Raw genomic sequence first — 16,362 nt, forward strand, 5'->3', positions numbered from 1 at the left:
CCGGACCAAGTTGACGACAGGTCCAACGGAGCCGCCCGCGGCCGGAGTCGCGTTGTCAGTGCCGGGCGGCACAATCGCCGTATGACGACGATCGATTGGTCCGCGCTGACGCACGCCTACGGCAGCGCGGAGGACATCCCCGGCCTGTTCGCGCGCCTCGGCGGCTCCGAGGACGACGCGGTGTGGCAGGAGTTGTGGGGTTCGCTGTGCCACCAGGGGTCGGTGTACGAGGCGAGCTGGGCGGCGATGCCCGTACTCACCGACATCGCACTGGAGCGGGCACCGGGCGGGCCGCTGCAGGCGGTCACCATGGCCGGGCTGATCGCCACGGACCCCGACGAGGAGTGTCAGCGGCGCTATGCGCGCGAGATGGGCCAACTGCTGGATGTCGCACGCCGGTTGCGCGCCGATCCGACGCAGGACGCGCACACCTTCATCTATCTGCAGATGGCCGTGCTCGCCTTCGAGGGCGGCGGGGTGTGGGCCGAGGCTTTGGAGGGTGTGAACAGCGAGGAGTACGACCTCGAATGCCCCGAGTGCGAGGAGGGCCTGTACGTCGCGTTCGGTTCGTACGGCTTCTTCACCTCGGCCGGCGACTACGTGTTCGCCACGGGCAAGGAGGAGAACACCGAGGGGCGGACGGAGTTGATACCGGCCGCGCCCGACGCGCTCGACGGCATCGGTGCGCGGCTGCACGGCGAGGCGGTCGAGTCCGGGCAGACGGAGGTCGCGACCGCGTTGACGTATGTGTTCGGGAAGGCGAACTGCCCCTCCTGCAAGGCCGGGTTCACGGTGTCCGAGGAGGTCGAGAAGCAGTGGATCTGAGCCGGCCGGACGTCCGGGTGCCCCGCTCGTGGCCGGGCACCCGGGCGGTCATCAGCGCCTGGCCGCAGGGGTGTTGGCGGCCGTGACGTTCACGGCGGCCCAGGCCTTGTCGACGGTCTGGTACGCCGTGCTGTTCGCGCCGTAGAGGTCCGCCGCCGCCTTGAGCGTGGCGAGGCGCGCGTCGTGGAAGTCGGTGGTGGACACCATGTAGCGGGTGAGCGCGCGGTAGAAGATCGCGGTGGCCTTGGCCCGTCCGATGCCGGTGACCGTGGACCCGTCATAGGTCGGCGAGTCGTAGGCGAAGCCTCCGATCGTCTTGCGTCCGCTGCCCTCGGCGAGCAGGTAGTACGCGTGCGAGGAGACACCCGAACCCGCGTGCACCTCGGCGTCGTAGGTCTGCGGCGACCAGTAGTCGATGGTGCCTTCGAGCTTGTCGAGGGAGGGGCGGTCGAGGCGGCGCAGGAACTTCTGGGCGAGGCCGAGCTTCTCGCCGACGAGGTAGTTCGGCGGGTTCTTCGCGTTGTTCGCGCTGAACTCGACGTTGGAGCCGAAGATGTCCGCGAGGGACTCGTTCAGCGAGCCCGCCTCGCCGTACTGGTTGCCGTCCGCGTCGACGCGGGTCGGCTCCAGCTCGGCGGTGGCGTCCACGACTCCGTGGGTCAGCTCGTGTCCCGTGACGTCGAGGACGACGAGCGGCTTCTTGAACATGTCGCCGTCACCGTCGCCGTAGAGCATGCAGTCGCAGGTCGAGTCCCAGAACGCGTTGGCCACCTTCTTGCCGAAGTGGACCATGCCGCGGGCGGCCTTGCCGTCGTTGGCTATGCCCTTGCGGCCGAAGGTCTTCTTGTAGAAGTCCAGGGTCTGGGTGATGCCGTACTGGGCGTCGACGGCGGCGCTGTCGCGGTGCGAGACGGTGCCGTTGCCCCACTTGTCGGTGGTGCTGGTGAACGCCTTGCCGCGCGCGAAGCTCTCCAGTTCCTGCCCCTTGGCGTCACGCGTCTCGGTGCCCCAGCGCGTCGGGTCCTTGAGGAGGTAACTGGTGCGTGCCGTCTGGGTGGTGGTCAGCGGCACCTTGCCGACGAAGAGGGAGGTACCGGTGCCCGAGGCGGTGACCGGGTAGTGGACGGCGCGTGTCGCACCGGCCGCGGTGAGCGCGGCCTGCTGTACAGCGGTGCCGATACCGGTGGCGGGGTTCAGGGTCTCTCCGCTCTCGCGCAGGGTGTCGAGCAGTTCGGGTGAGAGGAACTCGTCGCTGTCGGGGGTGTTGCTGCGGACCGTGCCGGTGACCGCGTCGATGACGACGGTCCGGGTGCCGGTGGCCTCGGCGGTGTCGCTGTCGCTGACGGGGACCTGATAGGCGAGGGCGGCCCGGCCGTCGCGGGCGTCGACCACGAGTTGGGCGGTGCCCGCGTCGCCCTTGGCGACGGCAGCGGCCTTGGTCTCGGCCTCCGCCGCCGTCAGCTCGGGCCGCGTGGTGGCGGGTTCGACGCTGTGGTCGGCCGCCCTGGTGACGCCGGTGTAGGTCAGCTGACGAGACAGGTGGACGACGAGGTCGCCGCCGAGGACCGGCATGCCCTGGTGCGTACGGATGAACCGGACATGACGCGCGCCCTCGGGGTCGATCATCACGTCCTTGGCCCGGAGTCCGTCGCCCTGGACGACGCCGGTCGCCGCCGCGTGCGCGAAGGCGGCGGCACGGGCGGCGGTGACGACCGACGCGGCGGTGGTGCCGGCGGCCGCCACCGCGTGGTCCGTCCCCTCCGCCGGTCCCGCGAAGGCCGTTCCGGCCAGTCCCGTGGCGGCCGTCGTCACGGCGACGGCGACCGCCAGGCCGCGTATGTGGGATCCACGCATCGGTGGGGGCTCCTCGCTTCGAGACGGCCGGGATCGCCAACCGCCTTGAGACCGGGCGCTGTTGGCGGCGCCCAGGGGGCTGGTCGGGCCCCGAGGCGAAACCCTTGCGGATCAGTCATGTACATGTAAAGCCGAAATGAACGGTTTTCGTCACTTTCATGGCAATACTTTGCGAATCCGCGTCGCCCAGTGATCAGCGAGTGACCAACTGTGCGTCACCTGTGGAGATGTGACGGGCCGCGAGAAGGTTGCCTCGCGCGACTGTGACCGATCTCGCACACAAGAGAAACGGGAGAGAACCGGATGGTCTCAAGAACGGTGCGCAGGGCCACGGCGTCGGCGGCGGTGCTGCTGACGCTCACGGCGGTACCGGCGCAGGCCGCGACCCCTGGGTCGGACACCACGAGAACCGGCAGCACGTCCGCGCTTCCGGCCCCCGACATGGCGGGCCTGCGTGCCGTGCTGCGCACGCTGACGACACAGGGCGCGCCCGGGGCGATCGCCCGGATCGACGACCGCGGCAGCGTCCGCACGGCCGCCGCGGGCATCGGCGACCGCGCGACACGCCGGGCCATCGACAACGCCGACCGCTTCCGCATCGGCAGCGTCACCAAGTCGTTCTCCGCCGTCGTCCTGCTCCAACTCGTCGACGCCCACAAGCTCGACCTGGACGCCTCGGTAGACCGCTATCTGCCCGGCCTGCTCCCCGACAAGCGGATCACCGTGCGCCACCTGCTGAGCCACCGCAGCGGCCTGTACGACTACACCAACTCCATGTTCGCCAGCTCGGTCTCCGGCTTCGAGGCCGTACGCGACAAGGTCTTCACCTACCGGCAACTGGTGCGCCTGTCCCTGAAGCACCCGCGCACCAACGCGCCGGGCGCCGCGTACTCGTACTCGAACACCAACTTCGTGGTCGCCGGGATGCTCATCGAGAAGCTGACCGGCCACTCCGTAGGGACCGCGTACCGCGACCGCATCATCAAGCCGCTCAAGCTGCGCGACACCTTCTACGTCCACCCGGACACGAAGATCCCGGGCCGCCACGCCCACGGCTACCTCACCCAGGACCGGGCGGGCGCGAACCCGGTCGACGCGACCGACCAGACGGTGTCCTGGGCGCAGAGCGCGGGCGCGCTCATCTCCACCACCCACGACCTGAACACCTTCTTCTCCGCACTGCTCTCCGGCAGGCTCACCTCCGCCGCCGCGCTCGGACAGATGGAGCGGTGGACTCCGGTCAACAGCACGACGCGGTACGGCCTCGGGCTGCGGCGGCGCGATCTGTCCTGCGGCGTCTCCGTGTACGGCCACACGGGCGCGGTCCAGGGTTTCTACACCTACTCCTTCACCTCGAAGGACGGCCGGCGCAGTCTCACCGCGCTGGCCAACACCTCCAACAACGGCACGGTGCTGAACACGATGGCGGCCACCCTGGAGTCCGCGTTCTGCGGCAAGCGCACGAGGACGATCGAGGGTTCACCGCTGACCGGCCGGGGTTCGCACGTCACGGAACGGCGCACGGCCTACGAGGACATCGCACCGGCGATCGCCCGGGACTGAGCGCGCTGCACGGTGGGTGCCGGGCGGCCTCGCGCACCGGCACCCACCGCACCGTGCGGGAACCCTCCTGCCGTGACGGGACGTTGAGTGGAGGACGAACTCCCCCGCCGGGCACTCCCCGGGCACGAACAGCGAGGGCGGTGCCATGAACGAGCTGGTGCCGGGCGGCAATCTGCCCCTCCCGGGCGATGCCGTGACCCTGCGGGTGCCCGGCCCGTTCGACGTGTCGGCGTTGATCACGGACGAGAGCGGCAAGGTCGGCGGCGACGCGGACTTCGTCTTCTACAACCAGCCGACCGTGACCGGAGCCCGCCTCCAGGGCGACACCCTGACCGTCGATCCCGCCCGGCTCCGCGCCGGCGCCGCCCGGGTCACCGTCGTCATCAGCCCCGCCGACCCCGGCACACCGCTGGGCCGGCTGCCCGCACCCACCCTGCATGTCACGGACGCGAGCCGCCGTCCGCTCGCCCGCTTCACCCCGGCCCGCCCCCAGCGGGAGACCGTCCTGCTCCTCGCCGAGCTCTACCGGCGCGGCACGGGCTGGAAGCTGCGCGCACTGGGGCAGGGGTACGCCGACGGACTCGCGGGCATCGCACGGGACTTCGGGGTGGACATCGTCGAGGACGCGGCTCCCGGTCCCACCCCTGTCGGCGCCGCACGAGGTGGGGGCTCCCCCACCTCCCCGGCGCCCGACCCGACCGGCTTCCTCACCCTGGTCAACTCGGCCCGCGCCAAAGCCGGTTCACCACCTGTCACGCTCGATTCCCGTCTCGCGTCGGCCGCGCAGGCCCATGTCTCCGACATGGCCGCCGCGGGGCACCTCAGCACCGAGAGCCGCGACGGCACCTCCGTGTACCAGCGCGTGATACACGCCGGGTACGCCTATCTCACCGTCGGCGAACACCTGGTCTCCGGTCCGCGCACCCCCGCTGAGTTCGTCGACTACTGTCTCCGCACCGAACAGGCCCGCCGCACACTGCTCGAACGGGACGTCACCCACGCGGGACTCGCCCAGGCGGCCTCCCCCCACTCCGGCGACGTCTACTGGACGGCGTTGTGGGCGAAGCCGCTCACCATCGCCGACCTGGCCCAAACGACGCGCAGTGTCGTCGAGTTGACCAACAGGGAGCGGACGAGGGCCGGGCTGTCGCCACTCGCCGTGGACCCGCTGCTCGCCGCCGCCGCGCAGGCGCACAGCACGGACATGGTGGCCCGGGCCTTCTACTCGCACACCTCCCCCGACGGCTCCCAGCCCTGGGACCGGGCCGCCGCCGCGGGCTCGCGCAGGCGCACCATCGGCGAGAACATCGCGTGTGGTCAGCGCTCCCCCGCCGAGGTGGTGGAGGGCTGGATGAACAGCCCCGGCCATCGCGCCAACATCCTCAAGCCGGACTTCACCCACATAGGCATCGGCTTCGCGGGGGGCGGACAGATGGGGACGTACTGGACCCAACTCTTCGGCGCCTGACCACTCGGCAGGGTTACCCCCTCCACGATCTTGGCGGAATGAGATCCTCCGGGTCAGGATGCCCGCATGAAGGGTGATCTGTTTTCCAGTGAGCACATGGTGCAGCCGGCCACCGCGCCGGGCATGACCGTAGAGAACGCCAAGTGCATCAGGTACGCGGTCAACGGCGAGATGCTCGCCCGTCAGGGGGCGATGATCGCCTACCGCGGCAACCTCCAGTTCGAGCGCAAGGGCCAGGGCGTGGGCGGCATGCTCAAGCGCGCGGTCACCGGTGAGGGCCTGCCGTTGATGGCGGTGCGCGGGCAGGGCGAGGCGTGGTTCGCGCACGAGGCGCAGAACTGTTTCGTGGTCGAGATCGACCCCGGTGACGAGTTCACCGTCAACGGCCGCAACGTCCTGTGTTTCGACGCCTCGCTGTCGTACGCGATCAAGACGGTGAAGGGGTCGGGCATCGCGGGCGGCGGCCTGTTCAACAGCGTCTTCACCGGGCAGGGCAAGCTGGGTCTGGTCTGCGAGGGCAACCCGCTGGTCATACCGGTCTCGCCGCAGTACCCGGTGTTCGTCGACACGGACGCGGTGGTCGGCTGGTCGGCCAACCTCCAGACCTCGCTGCACCGTTCGCAGTCCATCGGGTCGATGCTGCGGGGCGGCTCGGGCGAGGCCGTCCAACTCATGCTCCAGGGCGAGGGGTTCGTCGTCGTACGGCCCAGCGAGGTGACTCCGCAGAAGGCGCAGCAGCACTGAGGTCCGGCGAGTGATCTGCGTCGCACAAGCAACCTCGCCGACCACATCGCCGTCTTGATCCGCAACAGCAGATGACGCCCTGGCCCCCACGGCCAGGGCTGATTTTCGACGCTCTATACACATCATGTATACACACAGTGTCTACATGTGGTGTATACGGACCGAAAGGCATCGATGTACGGCAAGGCATTCGCTCCGGAGTACCAGGGCGCCCTCACCACCCTGTCCGTGAACTCCTCTCTGGTCGACGTACTGGCCGCCGGCACCGAGCAGTTGGCGGCGGCCGAGCGGTCGGGGCAGCACGGCGAGGCGGCCCGCTCGGGGCTCGCGGTCGCCGAGGCGCACCGGCGCCTCGGGCAGGTACGGGAGGCGGACGGGGCGTGGAAGGCGAGTTACCGCGCGGCCCGCGAGGCCGGGGACACGGCCGCGATGGCCTGGGCCCTGTGGAGCGGCGGCACCCTGGCCCGGCAGCGCGGAGCCTTCCCGCTGGCCCGGCGGCTGCTCGGGCTCGCGGCCGAACTGGGCGAGCGCGGCGGCGACATCGTCGTACGGGGATACTCGCTGGCGGGCCTCGCCGAGACCGGCCGTATCCAGGGCGACTACGAGGCCGTGGCGCGGCTGCACGAACAGCTGCTGGCCGAGGCCCGCAAGCGCGGCGAGGCCCGGCACACGGTGTGGGCGCTGGAGGGCATCGCACAGATCCATCGCAACAGGGGTTCCTACGACACGGCGTACGCGATGTTCGAGGAGGCGGCCGCGATCGCGGCGGGCGCCGACGACCGGCGCGGGCACGCCTGGGCGCTGCGCGGACTCGCCGACATCGTCTCGGTGCGTGACCAGGACCCCGAGCGGGCACTCGGCCTGCTGTCCGAGGCCGAGGAGAGTTGTCGTGCGATGAATCTCTCCAGCGCGCTCGCGTACAACCACAAGATGCGCGGCAACGTCCTGTACCGCGCCGGGCGTTACGCCGAGGCGCGGGACCTCTACGAGCAGGCGCTCGCCGAGTTCCGTGCGATGAGCGAGCCGCGCGGCGAGGCGCTCTCACGGCTCGGCCTGGCCAAGTCGCTGGCCCGCCTGGGCCGCGACCGCGCCGAGACCGCGGCCGAACTTGCCGATCTGGCCCGGGTGTTGGAGCGCATAGGGCTGCGGCACGCGCGCGAGATGGTGGCCCGGGCGCAGGACGAGCTGGGCATCACGGCGGAGGTCGCACGGTGACGGCGCTCCCCTCGGTCGTAGCGGCACCGACCGCACCCCAAGTTCTCGACCGCTGCCGCGAGTTGGTGCACCCCGCGCTGAAGGAGGCGGTCGGGCGGCTGCATCCGTGGCTGGGCGAGATGGCGGCCTACTCGTTCGGCTGGTGCGAGGTGGGCGGAAAGCCCGTCGTAGCGCCGGGCGGCAAGGGCCTGCGGCAGGCCCTCGCCGTACTCGGCGCGGAAGCCGCCGGTGCGCCCGCGCGGGCCGGGATCACCGCTGCCGTGGCGGTGGAGCTGGTGCACACCTTCTCGCTGCTGCACGACGACATCATGGACGGCGACGAGACCCGGCGCCGCCGCCGCACGGTGTGGAAGGCATACGGCACGGGACCGGCCGTCCTCGCGGGCGACGCCCTGTTCGCGCTGGCCGTGGAGACGCTCGCCACCGTCCCGGACGGCGCGAGCGGGTTGCGCCTGCTGTCCGCGGCGCTCGGTGACCTGGTGCACGGACAGGCGGACGACCTGCTGTTCGCGGCACGCCCCTGGACGGGTCCGGAGCGGGTGCGTCCCGAGGAGTACCGGGCGATGGCCGAAGGCAAGACCGGTGCGCTGCTGGGCTGTTCGGCCGCGCTCGGCGCCCGGCTCGGCGGGGCGCCCCCGGCGACGGTCGCCGCGCTGGACCGGGCGGGACGGCATCTGGGCATCGCCTTCCAGCTGGTCGACGACGTCCTGGGGATCTGGGGCGACCCGGCGGTGACCGGCAAGCCCGTGCACGGCGATCTGCGGGAGCGCAAGAAGACCTTCCCGGTGCTGACCGCGCTCTCCGCCCCCGGCGCTCGCTACCTCGCCACACTGCTGGAGTCGGGTGCCGAACCCGCCGTGGCCGCCGGGCTGATCGAGGAGGCCGGTGGCCGTACGGCGACGCTGACGGAGGCCCGTCGGCACATCGCCGCCGCGGAGACGGCGCTCGCCGGTGTCCCCCTGGAGGCCGGGCCGGTGGACGAGCTGCGGTCCCTGCTGGAGTTCCTGGTGCGCCGCGAGCTCTGAAACGTGTTGACCTGCGCGTCCTTTCCGAGTCAGGGTCGAGTCGGCACGGACCACCTTGCCCCGTGCCGGGAGGATGACTGCCTTGATCGGCATCTCGGACATCGAAGCCGCCGCCGAGCGGATCGCCGGACACGTCGTACGCACGCCGACCGTGGAGAGTCCCGGGCTCTCGGAGCTGCTCGGTGTCCCGGTCACGACGAAGCTGGAGCTGTTGCAGCGCACGGGTTCCTTCAAGGCGCGCGGCGCCACGGCGAAGTTGCTGTCGCTCCGCGAGGCCGAGTTGGCGGCCGGGGTGGTGGCGGTCAGCGGCGGCAACCACGGGATCGCGCTCGCGGTCATGGCGGCGGCGCTGGACGTGAAGGCCACGGTAGTGATGCCGCGTTCGGCGCCTGCGCGGTCCGTGGCGCTGGTGGAGGCGGCGGGCGCGTCACTGCGGCTGACCGACGACATGCCGAGCGCCTTCGAGCTGGTGAACCGGCTGCGGGACGAGGGGCTGACCCTGGTCCACCCGTTCGACGACCCGGTGGTGATCGCCGGACAGGGCACCGTGGGGCTGGAGTTCGCGGACGACGCCGGTGACCTCACCGACGTACTGGTCAGCATCGGGGGCGGCGGGCTGATCGCCGGGGTCGCCGCCGCCCTGCACGCCCGGCGGCCCGGGATCCGGGTCTGGGGCGTGGAGACCGAGGGCGCCGAGGCCATGTCCGCGGCGCTCGCGGCCGGTGGCCCGGTGCCGGTCGCGCCGTCCTCGATCGTGACCACGCTCAGCGCGCCTGCCGTGTCGCAGCTGACGTACGACCATGTGTCGGCCCTGGTCACCGAGGTGTTGACCGTCTCCGACCGGGACGCCGTACGCGGCTGTCTCGACCTCGCCGAGCACGGCAAGGTGTGGACCGAGCCCGCCGCGGGCTGTCTGCTGCCCGCCGCCCGGCAGGTCCTGGAGCGGGTCGGCGACGGCGCGCGGCTCGGCCTCGTGGTGTGCGGGGGCAACGCGACGGCCGGGGAGATCGCGGACTGGTCGGAACGCTTCGGACTGCGCTGACTTCCGCGCCGAGGTGAGCGCGCTACCGGCCCACCGCGGAGGTGACGGTGGCGAGGACGGGCTGGGCCGACTCGTGGGTGAGGAAGAAGTGCCCGCGGGAGAAGGTGTGGTGGGCGAAGGGTCCGCTGCAGACGTCGGCCCAGCACGCCAGGTCCGCGGGTGTGGAGTCGTCGTCCGCTCCGCCGAGGACGGTGACCGGACCGCTGAGCGGCGGGCCGGTGGGGGAGCCGTGCGGAAGCTCTCGCAGACGGCGTAGTCGGCGCGCAGGATCGGCAGCAGGATGTCGAGCAGTTCGGGTTGTCGAGGATCTCCGCCGTGGTGCCGCCCATCGCGCGCAGGTCCGCCACGAGTTCTGGGTCGCTCCAGTGGTCGCGCCCGGGGTGGGGCGGCACCAGGTAACCCACCAACCGCTCGTCGCCCGGGGCGTCGTCACGGACCACCACCGCGGCCTGGCCCACACCCTCATGAGCCACCAGCGCGGCCTCGACCTCCCCGGCTCGATCCGGAAACCGCGTACCTTCACCTGATCGTCCGCGCGCCCAGGCACTCCAGCACACCGTCCGCGGTCCAGCGCACCACATCACCCGTGCGGTACATCCGCTCCCCGGCCTCGCCGAACGGATCGGCGACGAACCGCTCGGCCGTCAGCCCCGCACGGCCCAGACAGCCGCGCGCCAACTGCACCCCGGCCAGGTACAACTCGCCCCTGACACCCGGCGCAACCGGTGACAGGAAGGCATCCAGAACGTACGCGCGCATGTTCCACATCGGACGCCCCACAGGCACGGCGCCCTCCCGGATCTCGTCCCCGGCCGTGAAGTGATGGTCGAGGGAGCCGACGGTCGGCTCGATGGGGCCGTAGTAGTTGACGAGCTCCAAGTCCGGCTGCTGTTCGCGTAGTTGCTCGACATGTGCGCTGTGAAGCGGTTCCGCGCCGAGCGTGAGTTGCCGGGTGGGCAGGGTATGTGCGTCGCCGGTCAGGTCCAGGAAGGGGAGATGGCTGGGTGTCGCCTTGAGGAGCTGCGCCGGCGACACCGGCTCGATCGTCACCTCCCCGTCCCCACAGGCGCCAAGGCTCTCCAGGGAACGGTGAGTTCGAGCAACACCGCACAGTGCGACCAGACCGTCGCGGCACGGCACGGCACGGCACGGCCGGCATGAACCGTCCAGCACCCAGAGCGAGTTCGGCGTGCGGAATGGCCCGGCCGAAGGCTCTCGGGCAACCGGGCCAAAGAACCGTCCATCGGTCGCCGGCCAGAGCGCGGCGCTCATCGAGCCCACCGCCGTGCCCTCGGATTGAGTCCACAACCCCTGCACACTTCCGCGGGAACTTCCGGGAACCGTCAGGTAGACGTAGGAAGTCCCCGGCCCCGTGGACGGACCTCGACCGGCCAAGAGGACCTGGTCAGAGCGCCGACGGCAAACAAGTTCGACGTTACCTCCGGTTACCACCAGGTGGAGGCAGGGGTATTTCACCACCGAAGCCCCCGGGGCGAATTGCCGCGATTGAATAAAAGACAAGAACCACCAGGGAATTGGGCTTCCTTTGAACTTCCCCATCACACCGGCCGTACTTCTGGGAAAGGTGAGACCCAGGGGTTCAGCGAGGGATGGCCATGGTCGAGACGCACGTCTCCGTACACGAGTCAGTCGCCGGCAGATATCGGCCCATGGAGGTCGCGCATCGCGAGACGAACCGGCTCACCTGGTACGGCGAGGACATGGCCGCCGAACGCCCCTGCCTCCTCACCCAGGTGACACTGCCCGCGGCGCTGGACGAGGAGAGCGCGCGCCGGACCACCGCCGCCATCATGCGCACCTCCGAGATCATGGTGCTGCTCGCTCCCACCCGGGTCGCCCAGGTCATGGACGCCGTCGAGGACGCCGGCACCCTGTGGACCGTCACCGACTGGATCGACGGCACACCACTCGGTCAACTCCTCGCCCAGCAGGGCACGTTCCACTATGTACGCGCGGCCCGCATCGGCCTCGAACTGCTCGACATCCTGGAGGCGGCGCACAACGAGGGCATCACCCACGGCGAACTCAGCCCCGGCCAGGTGTTCGTGCGGGACCGGGGCACCGTCGTCCTCACCGGCTTCGGACTCGCCGGCGCCACCCTCGTCCCCCGGCTCACCGCGCCCTCGTACGCCTCCCCCGAACAGGCCCGCGACGAGCGCATCGGACCGGCCGCCGACCTGTGGGCGCTGGGCGCGATCCTCTACACGCTGGTCGAGGGACACCCGCCGTTCCGGGACCGGGGCAGGCCCGAGGCGACGCTGAAGGGCGTGGACCGGCTCCCGATGCGCGGCCCGTCGCGCGCCGGACCGCTGGCGCAGGTCATCCAGGGGCTGCTGCGCAAGAACTCCCGCGAGCGGATGACCCGCCCGGTGGTCCGCGAGGCCCTCACCCGCATCCTGCACGAGGACCCGTACGCGGACCGCGAGCCCGTCCCGCTGCCCCGGCTGCGGCGGGCCTACGACACCTTCCGCGGCGCGGGCACCACCTGGAGCGGGCGCGGCATGGCCGTCGGGACCGCCCTGGCCGTCGGCACCGTCACGGTCGCCGTCCTCGCCGCCACCCATCAACTCCCGGGTACCGAGACCTCGTCGGCCACCTCGCCCTCCTCGCCCCTCCCGTCCGCCTCCGCCGCGGCCACCACTCCCGGCGAGAACGTCGACGGTCACGCCTACAGCCCCTCCGCCACACCTTCGCCGACGCCCCCCACCTCCCCCGCCGCCTCCGCGAAGCCCTCGGTCACCGCGTCTCCCTCCCCCACCGCCTTCGCGCTGCCCGCCGGATTCCGGGTGTTCAAGGCGTCCGAGGGCTTCTCCGTCGCGCTCCCCAAGGGCTGGAAGGTGGTGAACACCCAGCGGGAGGGCGACGTCGCCTATCGCGTCACCTTCGGCGCCTCGGGCGACCCGCGCACCCTGGCCGTGACCTACAGCACCCAGGCGGGCCCGGACCCCGTCGCCATCTGGCGTGACGACGTCCTGCCCGGACTCAAGCAGACCGAGGGCTTCCAGCAGATCGGCGACATCAGGGCCACGACGTACCAGGGAGACAAGGCGGCCGACCTGGAGTGGTTCTCCGGTTCCGGCGACGCCAGGGTGCGTACGCTCGGGCGCGGTTTCCTGATCGGCGGCGGACGCAGTTTCTCGCTACGGTGGACGACGCCCGCCGACGAGTGGAACGACGCGGCCAACCGCCAGGCGCTGCAGACCTTCTTCAAGACCTTCAAGCGGTCGGCGAACTGACGGCGACGCGAGGGCCGGGCGCTCAAACCGGCGACAATGGGTGGATATAGGCTGCGTGTTCGCACCATGCCTCATCTCAAGCCCAGGAGAGTCCGCCTTGACCGTAGTGATCGACCAGGCCGAGACGTCCTTCACCGCCCTCGACGACGCCGGCCTCGTCGCCCGGGACGCGCACGAGTTCGGAGCCTACGCCCGCACAGGCGGCTGGGCCTTCGGCCTGAAGGTGGCGCGCAGCGTACGGCCGGGCGGACAGAGCGCGGACGAGACGCCGAAGGTCTCCGCGAAGGAGTTCGCCGAACTCGCCGACTGCTCCCCCGAGCGCGTCATGCGCTACTACAAGGCCTGGGACCGGGCCGCGGACGACGGTCTCGTCCCGCAGTTCGAGGAGCTGGCCCCCGGCCAGGAGGTCGAACTCCCTGACGCCGACGTGTGGTTGACCTACTACGTCTCCCGCTCCAGCGCGACGTCCGAGCGCGGCACCGCCATCTCCGAGGCCGCCGAGGCGGAGGGCATCCGGCCCACCAAGGCGCTTGAGGTCGCGGAGAACCCGACCGCGCTGCGGGCCGCGATCCTCGCCGACCCGTCCACCGCGCGGGCGGCCCGGCAGGCGCTGCTCGACCGGGTACGCGAAGACCCCGAGCTGCAGGCCGAGTTGGCCCGTGACGTGGTCCGCACCGACGACCTGAAAAAAGCCGTCGCGACGGAGAGCCGCTCGGCGGACCGGATCGGCTACGTCCGCCAGATCGCCGAGTCGGGCCAGATCAAGACGCCCGCGGGACAGACCGTCGACGCGCCCCTGGACGTACGCCAGGAGGCGGAGCGGCATCTGTCGCTGCTCGACGAGCTGGAGGACGGCGAGGACACCGGCGAGTGGGCCACCGAGGCCTACGACACCATGAAGAACCTGGTCGTCGAGACGGTCGAGGCGGACCCCGAACTCCGCGTCCAGGAGCGGCGGACGAAGTTCTACAGCAGCCTCCAGAAGGCCACGAAGGTGTTCGAGGAGCTGACCTTCGACGACGCCCAGGACTTCTACGAGGACGACATGGTCAAGCGTCTGGAGGAACTCCAGCAGGCCATCGACAGCTGCCTCACCGCGCTGCGCAAGAGCACCACACCGGCTGAGTAGCCGTACTCATGCAGCGGCTTAGCCCTTCGGACACGATGGGGCTCCCCACGACAAGGGAGCCCCATCGTGTCCGTTCTTCCCTCCGCACCGCGGCGCCGTCTGCCCGCCGCCACGGTCGCGCTGGTGATCGTCGGCATGGCCGTCTCCGCCTGGCATCCGCACGACCGCACGACCTGGTTCCTGGAGACCGTGTGGGTCTTCGTCGGACTCCCGGCGATCGTCCTGACCTGGCGTCGCTTCCCGCTCACCGGCCTCCTGTGCTGCCTGCTCGCCGCGCACGCGCTGGTCCTCGCCGTGGGCGGTCACTACACGTACGCGGAGGTACCGGCGGGCGACTGGGTCCGTGACACCTTCGGGCTCAGCCGCAATCCCTACGACCGTCTCGGCCACCTCATGCAGGGGTTCGTACCGGCGGTCCTGGTACGGGAACTGCTCACCCGCACCTCGCCGCTGCGCGGCAGCCGCTGGCTGGCGCCGCTCACCGTGTGCGCGTGTCTCGCCTTCAGCGCCCTGTTCGAGCTGTTCGAGTGGGCGGCGGCCGTGATCGGCGGACACGGTGCGGACGCCTTCCTGGCCACTCAGGGCGATGTGTGGGACACGCAGTGGGACATGTTCTGCGCGCTGATCGGGGCCACGGTCTCGGTGCTGCTGCTCAGCCGTGTCCATGACCGGCAGATGGCGCGGCTCGGTGTCATCGGGTCGTATAGCGGTACCGCGCCCACAGTGGCAGTACGAACCAGCACAGCAGGTACCAGGTGACCACCCCCGCGACCAGCCAGGGCACGTACGCGTCGTGGGTGGCGACCCTGAGGACCAGCAGGAGCGCGGAGGTCATCGTGGCGAGCAGCAGGACGAGGCCGATGAAGGTCAGCCGGGACGCCCAGCGCACCGCCTGGGGTTTCACGCTCCGGCCGGAGACCAGGCGGTGCAGGGACACCGGGCCGATCAGCGCTCCGGTGGCAGTGGCGCCGAGGACGACGGTCACGATGTAGAGGACCTGGTTCGCGTGCTCCAGCTGCGCGTACTTCGGGGTGAAGACGACGGTGAGCAGGAACCCGAACAGGATCTGGACGCCGGTCTGCGCGACCCGGACCTCCTGGATGAGTTCACCCCACATCCGGTCCGCTCTCTCGTCCTCGGACTCGTCGCGCCCCGTCCGCCGGTCTTCCTCCTGAGTCATGCGGTCCGTGTAACCGGACCGCCGACCCTTCAAACGGAACCGCGATCTACCAGCGGCCCTCCACCTGGTCCTTGATCCGGCGGTCATAGAGGTCCCGGATCGCGGTGAGCGTGTCCTGGGACAGGGCGGGCAGCCCGGCCGCCGCCGCGTTGGCGCGGGCCTGTTCGGGTGAGCGGGCGCCGGGGATCACCGTGGTGACACCGGGCTGGTCGATGATCCAGCGCAGGGCGAGCTGGGCCGGGGTGTATCCCTCGGGGGCCAGCGCGGAGAACTCGGCGGCGGCCTCGACGCCCGTCGTGTAGTCGACGCCGGAGAAGGTCTCGCCCTGGTCGAAGGCCTCACCGTGGCGGTTGTAGGTCCGGTGGTCGTTCTCCGGGAAGACCGTGTCCTTGGTGTACTTGCCGGACAGCAGGCCGGAGGCGAGGGGCACGCGCGCGATGATGCCGACGCCCGCCTCCTGGGCGGCCGGGAGCACCTGGAGCAGGGGCTTCATGCGGAACGCGTTGAGGATGATCTGCACGCTGGTCACGTTCGGCCGGGCGATCGCGGTGAGGGCTTCCTCGCAGGTCTCGACGCTCACGCCGTACCGGGCGATGCGCTCCTCGGCGACCAGGGTGTCGAGGGCGTCGAACACCTCGTCCGAGGAGTAGACCGGCGTCGGCGGGCAGTGCAGCTGCACCAGGTCGATGCGGTCGACGCCGAGGTTGCGGCGCGAACGGTCGTTCCACGCGCGGAAGTTGTCGAGGACGTAGTTCTCGGGGATCTGGTCGACGCGGCGGCCCATCTTCGTCGCGACCAGGACATGCAGATCGGGCCGGCCGCTCAGGAAGGCGGCGATGGTCTGCTCGCTGCGTCCGTCGCCGTACACGTCGGCCGTGTCGAAGAAGGTCACCCCCGACTCCGCCGCCGCCTCCAGCACGGCGAGGGCTTCCTTGTCGTCGACGTCTCCCCAGTCGGCGCCCAGCTGCCAGGTGCCGAGACCGACGACGGATGCCTGCTGCTGCGACCTGCCGATTACACGTTTCTCCATGCCGTCAGTCTGTCATCCGGCCCCGATCTG

At 70.7% G+C, this 16,362-nt stretch carries 13 protein-coding genes and 1 pseudogene; 10 read left to right on the forward strand and 4 right to left on the reverse strand.

Translation table 11 applies throughout. The features are described 5' to 3' along the window. Positions 1-81 precede the first annotated feature (81 nt). Complete coding sequence (locus ACWDEW_RS33660) at positions 82-825, forward strand: hypothetical protein (RefSeq protein ID WP_450517868.1); 744 nt, start codon at positions 82-84, stop codon at positions 823-825. A 51-nt stretch (positions 826-876) separates the two neighbouring features. Here the strand turns inward: ACWDEW_RS33660 and ACWDEW_RS33665 are convergent, their stop codons facing one another. Then, entirely contained in the window at positions 877-2,679 is a 1,803-nt protein-coding gene (locus ACWDEW_RS33665; RefSeq protein WP_450517870.1) for a M4 family metallopeptidase, read from the reverse strand. Between the two features lie 303 nt (positions 2,680-2,982). On the opposite strand from ACWDEW_RS33665, the gene ACWDEW_RS33670 reads away from it, so the two are divergent. The 6 genes from ACWDEW_RS33670 (at position 2,983) to ACWDEW_RS33695 (ending at position 9,736) form a co-directional block, all read left to right on the forward strand. Continuing rightward, positions 2,983-4,242 (forward strand): serine hydrolase domain-containing protein, encoded by a 1,260-nt coding sequence (locus ACWDEW_RS33670; RefSeq protein ID WP_450517872.1) that lies wholly within the window; start codon positions 2,983-2,985, stop codon positions 4,240-4,242. A 145-nt stretch (positions 4,243-4,387) separates the two neighbouring features. Continuing rightward, entirely contained in the window at positions 4,388-5,710 is a 1,323-nt protein-coding gene (locus ACWDEW_RS33675) for a CAP domain-containing protein (protein ID WP_450517873.1), read from the forward strand. Between the two features lie 66 nt (positions 5,711-5,776). After that, on the forward strand, positions 5,777-6,454 hold the full coding sequence (locus ACWDEW_RS33680) for an AIM24 family protein (RefSeq protein WP_450517875.1): 678 nt from the start codon (positions 5,777-5,779) through the stop codon (positions 6,452-6,454). Between the two features lie 174 nt (positions 6,455-6,628). Next, positions 6,629-7,669: a tetratricopeptide repeat protein gene (locus ACWDEW_RS33685; protein ID WP_450517877.1), complete on the forward strand. Its 1,041-nt coding sequence runs from the start codon at positions 6,629-6,631 to the stop codon at positions 7,667-7,669. After that, positions 7,666-8,694: a polyprenyl synthetase family protein gene (locus ACWDEW_RS33690; RefSeq protein WP_450517879.1), complete on the forward strand. Its 1,029-nt coding sequence runs from the start codon at positions 7,666-7,668 to the stop codon at positions 8,692-8,694. The genes ACWDEW_RS33685 and ACWDEW_RS33690 overlap by 4 nt, the downstream gene beginning before the upstream one ends. Positions 8,695-8,776: 82 nt before the next feature. After that, positions 8,777-9,736: a threonine/serine dehydratase gene (locus ACWDEW_RS33695; protein WP_450517989.1), complete on the forward strand. Its 960-nt coding sequence runs from the start codon at positions 8,777-8,779 to the stop codon at positions 9,734-9,736. Positions 9,737-10,110: 374 nt separating this feature from the next. On the opposite strand, the pseudogene ACWDEW_RS33700 reads toward ACWDEW_RS33695, so the two are convergent. After that, positions 10,111-10,687: pseudogene (locus ACWDEW_RS33700) on the reverse strand (AMP-binding protein); the annotation flags it as partial. Between the two features lie 659 nt (positions 10,688-11,346). On the opposite strand from ACWDEW_RS33700, the gene ACWDEW_RS33705 reads away from it, so the two are divergent. The 3 genes from ACWDEW_RS33705 to ACWDEW_RS33715 all read left to right on the forward strand — a co-directional run bounded on the left by ACWDEW_RS33705 (position 11,347) and on the right by ACWDEW_RS33715 (position 14,881). Next, positions 11,347-12,993 carry a serine/threonine-protein kinase gene (locus tag ACWDEW_RS33705; protein ID WP_450517881.1) on the forward strand — a complete coding sequence of 549 codons (1,647 nt, stop codon included), beginning with the start codon at positions 11,347-11,349 and terminating at the stop codon, positions 12,991-12,993. 106 nt (positions 12,994-13,099) lie between these two features. Next, a complete protein-coding gene (locus ACWDEW_RS33710; RefSeq protein ID WP_450517991.1) occupies positions 13,100-14,122 on the forward strand; it encodes a hypothetical protein in 1,023 nt (340 codons plus the stop codon). 66 nt (positions 14,123-14,188) lie between these two features. Further along, the gene (locus ACWDEW_RS33715) at positions 14,189-14,881 is read left to right on the forward strand and encodes a DUF2238 domain-containing protein (protein WP_450517883.1); all 693 of its coding nucleotides are present in this window, start codon (positions 14,189-14,191) and stop codon (positions 14,879-14,881) included. Here ACWDEW_RS33715 and ACWDEW_RS33720 read toward each other — a convergent pair. Both ACWDEW_RS33720 and ACWDEW_RS33725 read right to left on the reverse strand, forming a co-directional pair. Beyond that, positions 14,814-15,302 carry a DUF6328 family protein gene (locus ACWDEW_RS33720; RefSeq protein WP_450517885.1) on the reverse strand — a complete coding sequence of 163 codons (489 nt, stop codon included), beginning with the start codon at positions 15,300-15,302 and terminating at the stop codon, positions 14,814-14,816. The genes ACWDEW_RS33715 and ACWDEW_RS33720 overlap by 68 nt on opposite strands. A gap of 46 nt (positions 15,303-15,348) precedes the next feature. Then, the gene (locus tag ACWDEW_RS33725) at positions 15,349-16,332 is read right to left on the reverse strand and encodes an aldo/keto reductase (RefSeq protein ID WP_450517887.1); all 984 of its coding nucleotides are present in this window, start codon (positions 16,330-16,332) and stop codon (positions 15,349-15,351) included. Positions 16,333-16,362 lie beyond the last annotated feature (30 nt).

The sequence above is a fragment of the Streptomyces sp. NPDC001100 genome (genome assembly GCF_053598575.1).

Coding starts and splice junctions, on each gene's coding strand:
- ACWDEW_RS33660 (WP_450517868.1), top strand. CDS start 82: ATGACGACGATCGATTGGTCCGCGCTGACGCACGCCTACGGCAGCGCG.
- ACWDEW_RS33665 (WP_450517870.1), bottom strand. CDS start 2,679: ATGCGTGGATCCCACATACGCGGCCTGGCGGTCGCCGTCGCCGTGACG.
- ACWDEW_RS33670 (WP_450517872.1), top strand. CDS start 2,983: ATGGTCTCAAGAACGGTGCGCAGGGCCACGGCGTCGGCGGCGGTGCTG.
- ACWDEW_RS33675 (WP_450517873.1), top strand. CDS start 4,388: ATGAACGAGCTGGTGCCGGGCGGCAATCTGCCCCTCCCGGGCGATGCC.
- ACWDEW_RS33680 (WP_450517875.1), top strand. CDS start 5,777: ATGAAGGGTGATCTGTTTTCCAGTGAGCACATGGTGCAGCCGGCCACC.
- ACWDEW_RS33685 (WP_450517877.1), top strand. CDS start 6,629: ATGTACGGCAAGGCATTCGCTCCGGAGTACCAGGGCGCCCTCACCACC.
- ACWDEW_RS33705 (WP_450517881.1), top strand. CDS start 11,347: ATGGCCATGGTCGAGACGCACGTCTCCGTACACGAGTCAGTCGCCGGC.
- ACWDEW_RS33720 (WP_450517885.1), bottom strand. CDS start 15,302: ATGACTCAGGAGGAAGACCGGCGGACGGGGCGCGACGAGTCCGAGGAC.
- ACWDEW_RS33725 (WP_450517887.1), bottom strand. CDS start 16,332: ATGGAGAAACGTGTAATCGGCAGGTCGCAGCAGCAGGCATCCGTCGTC.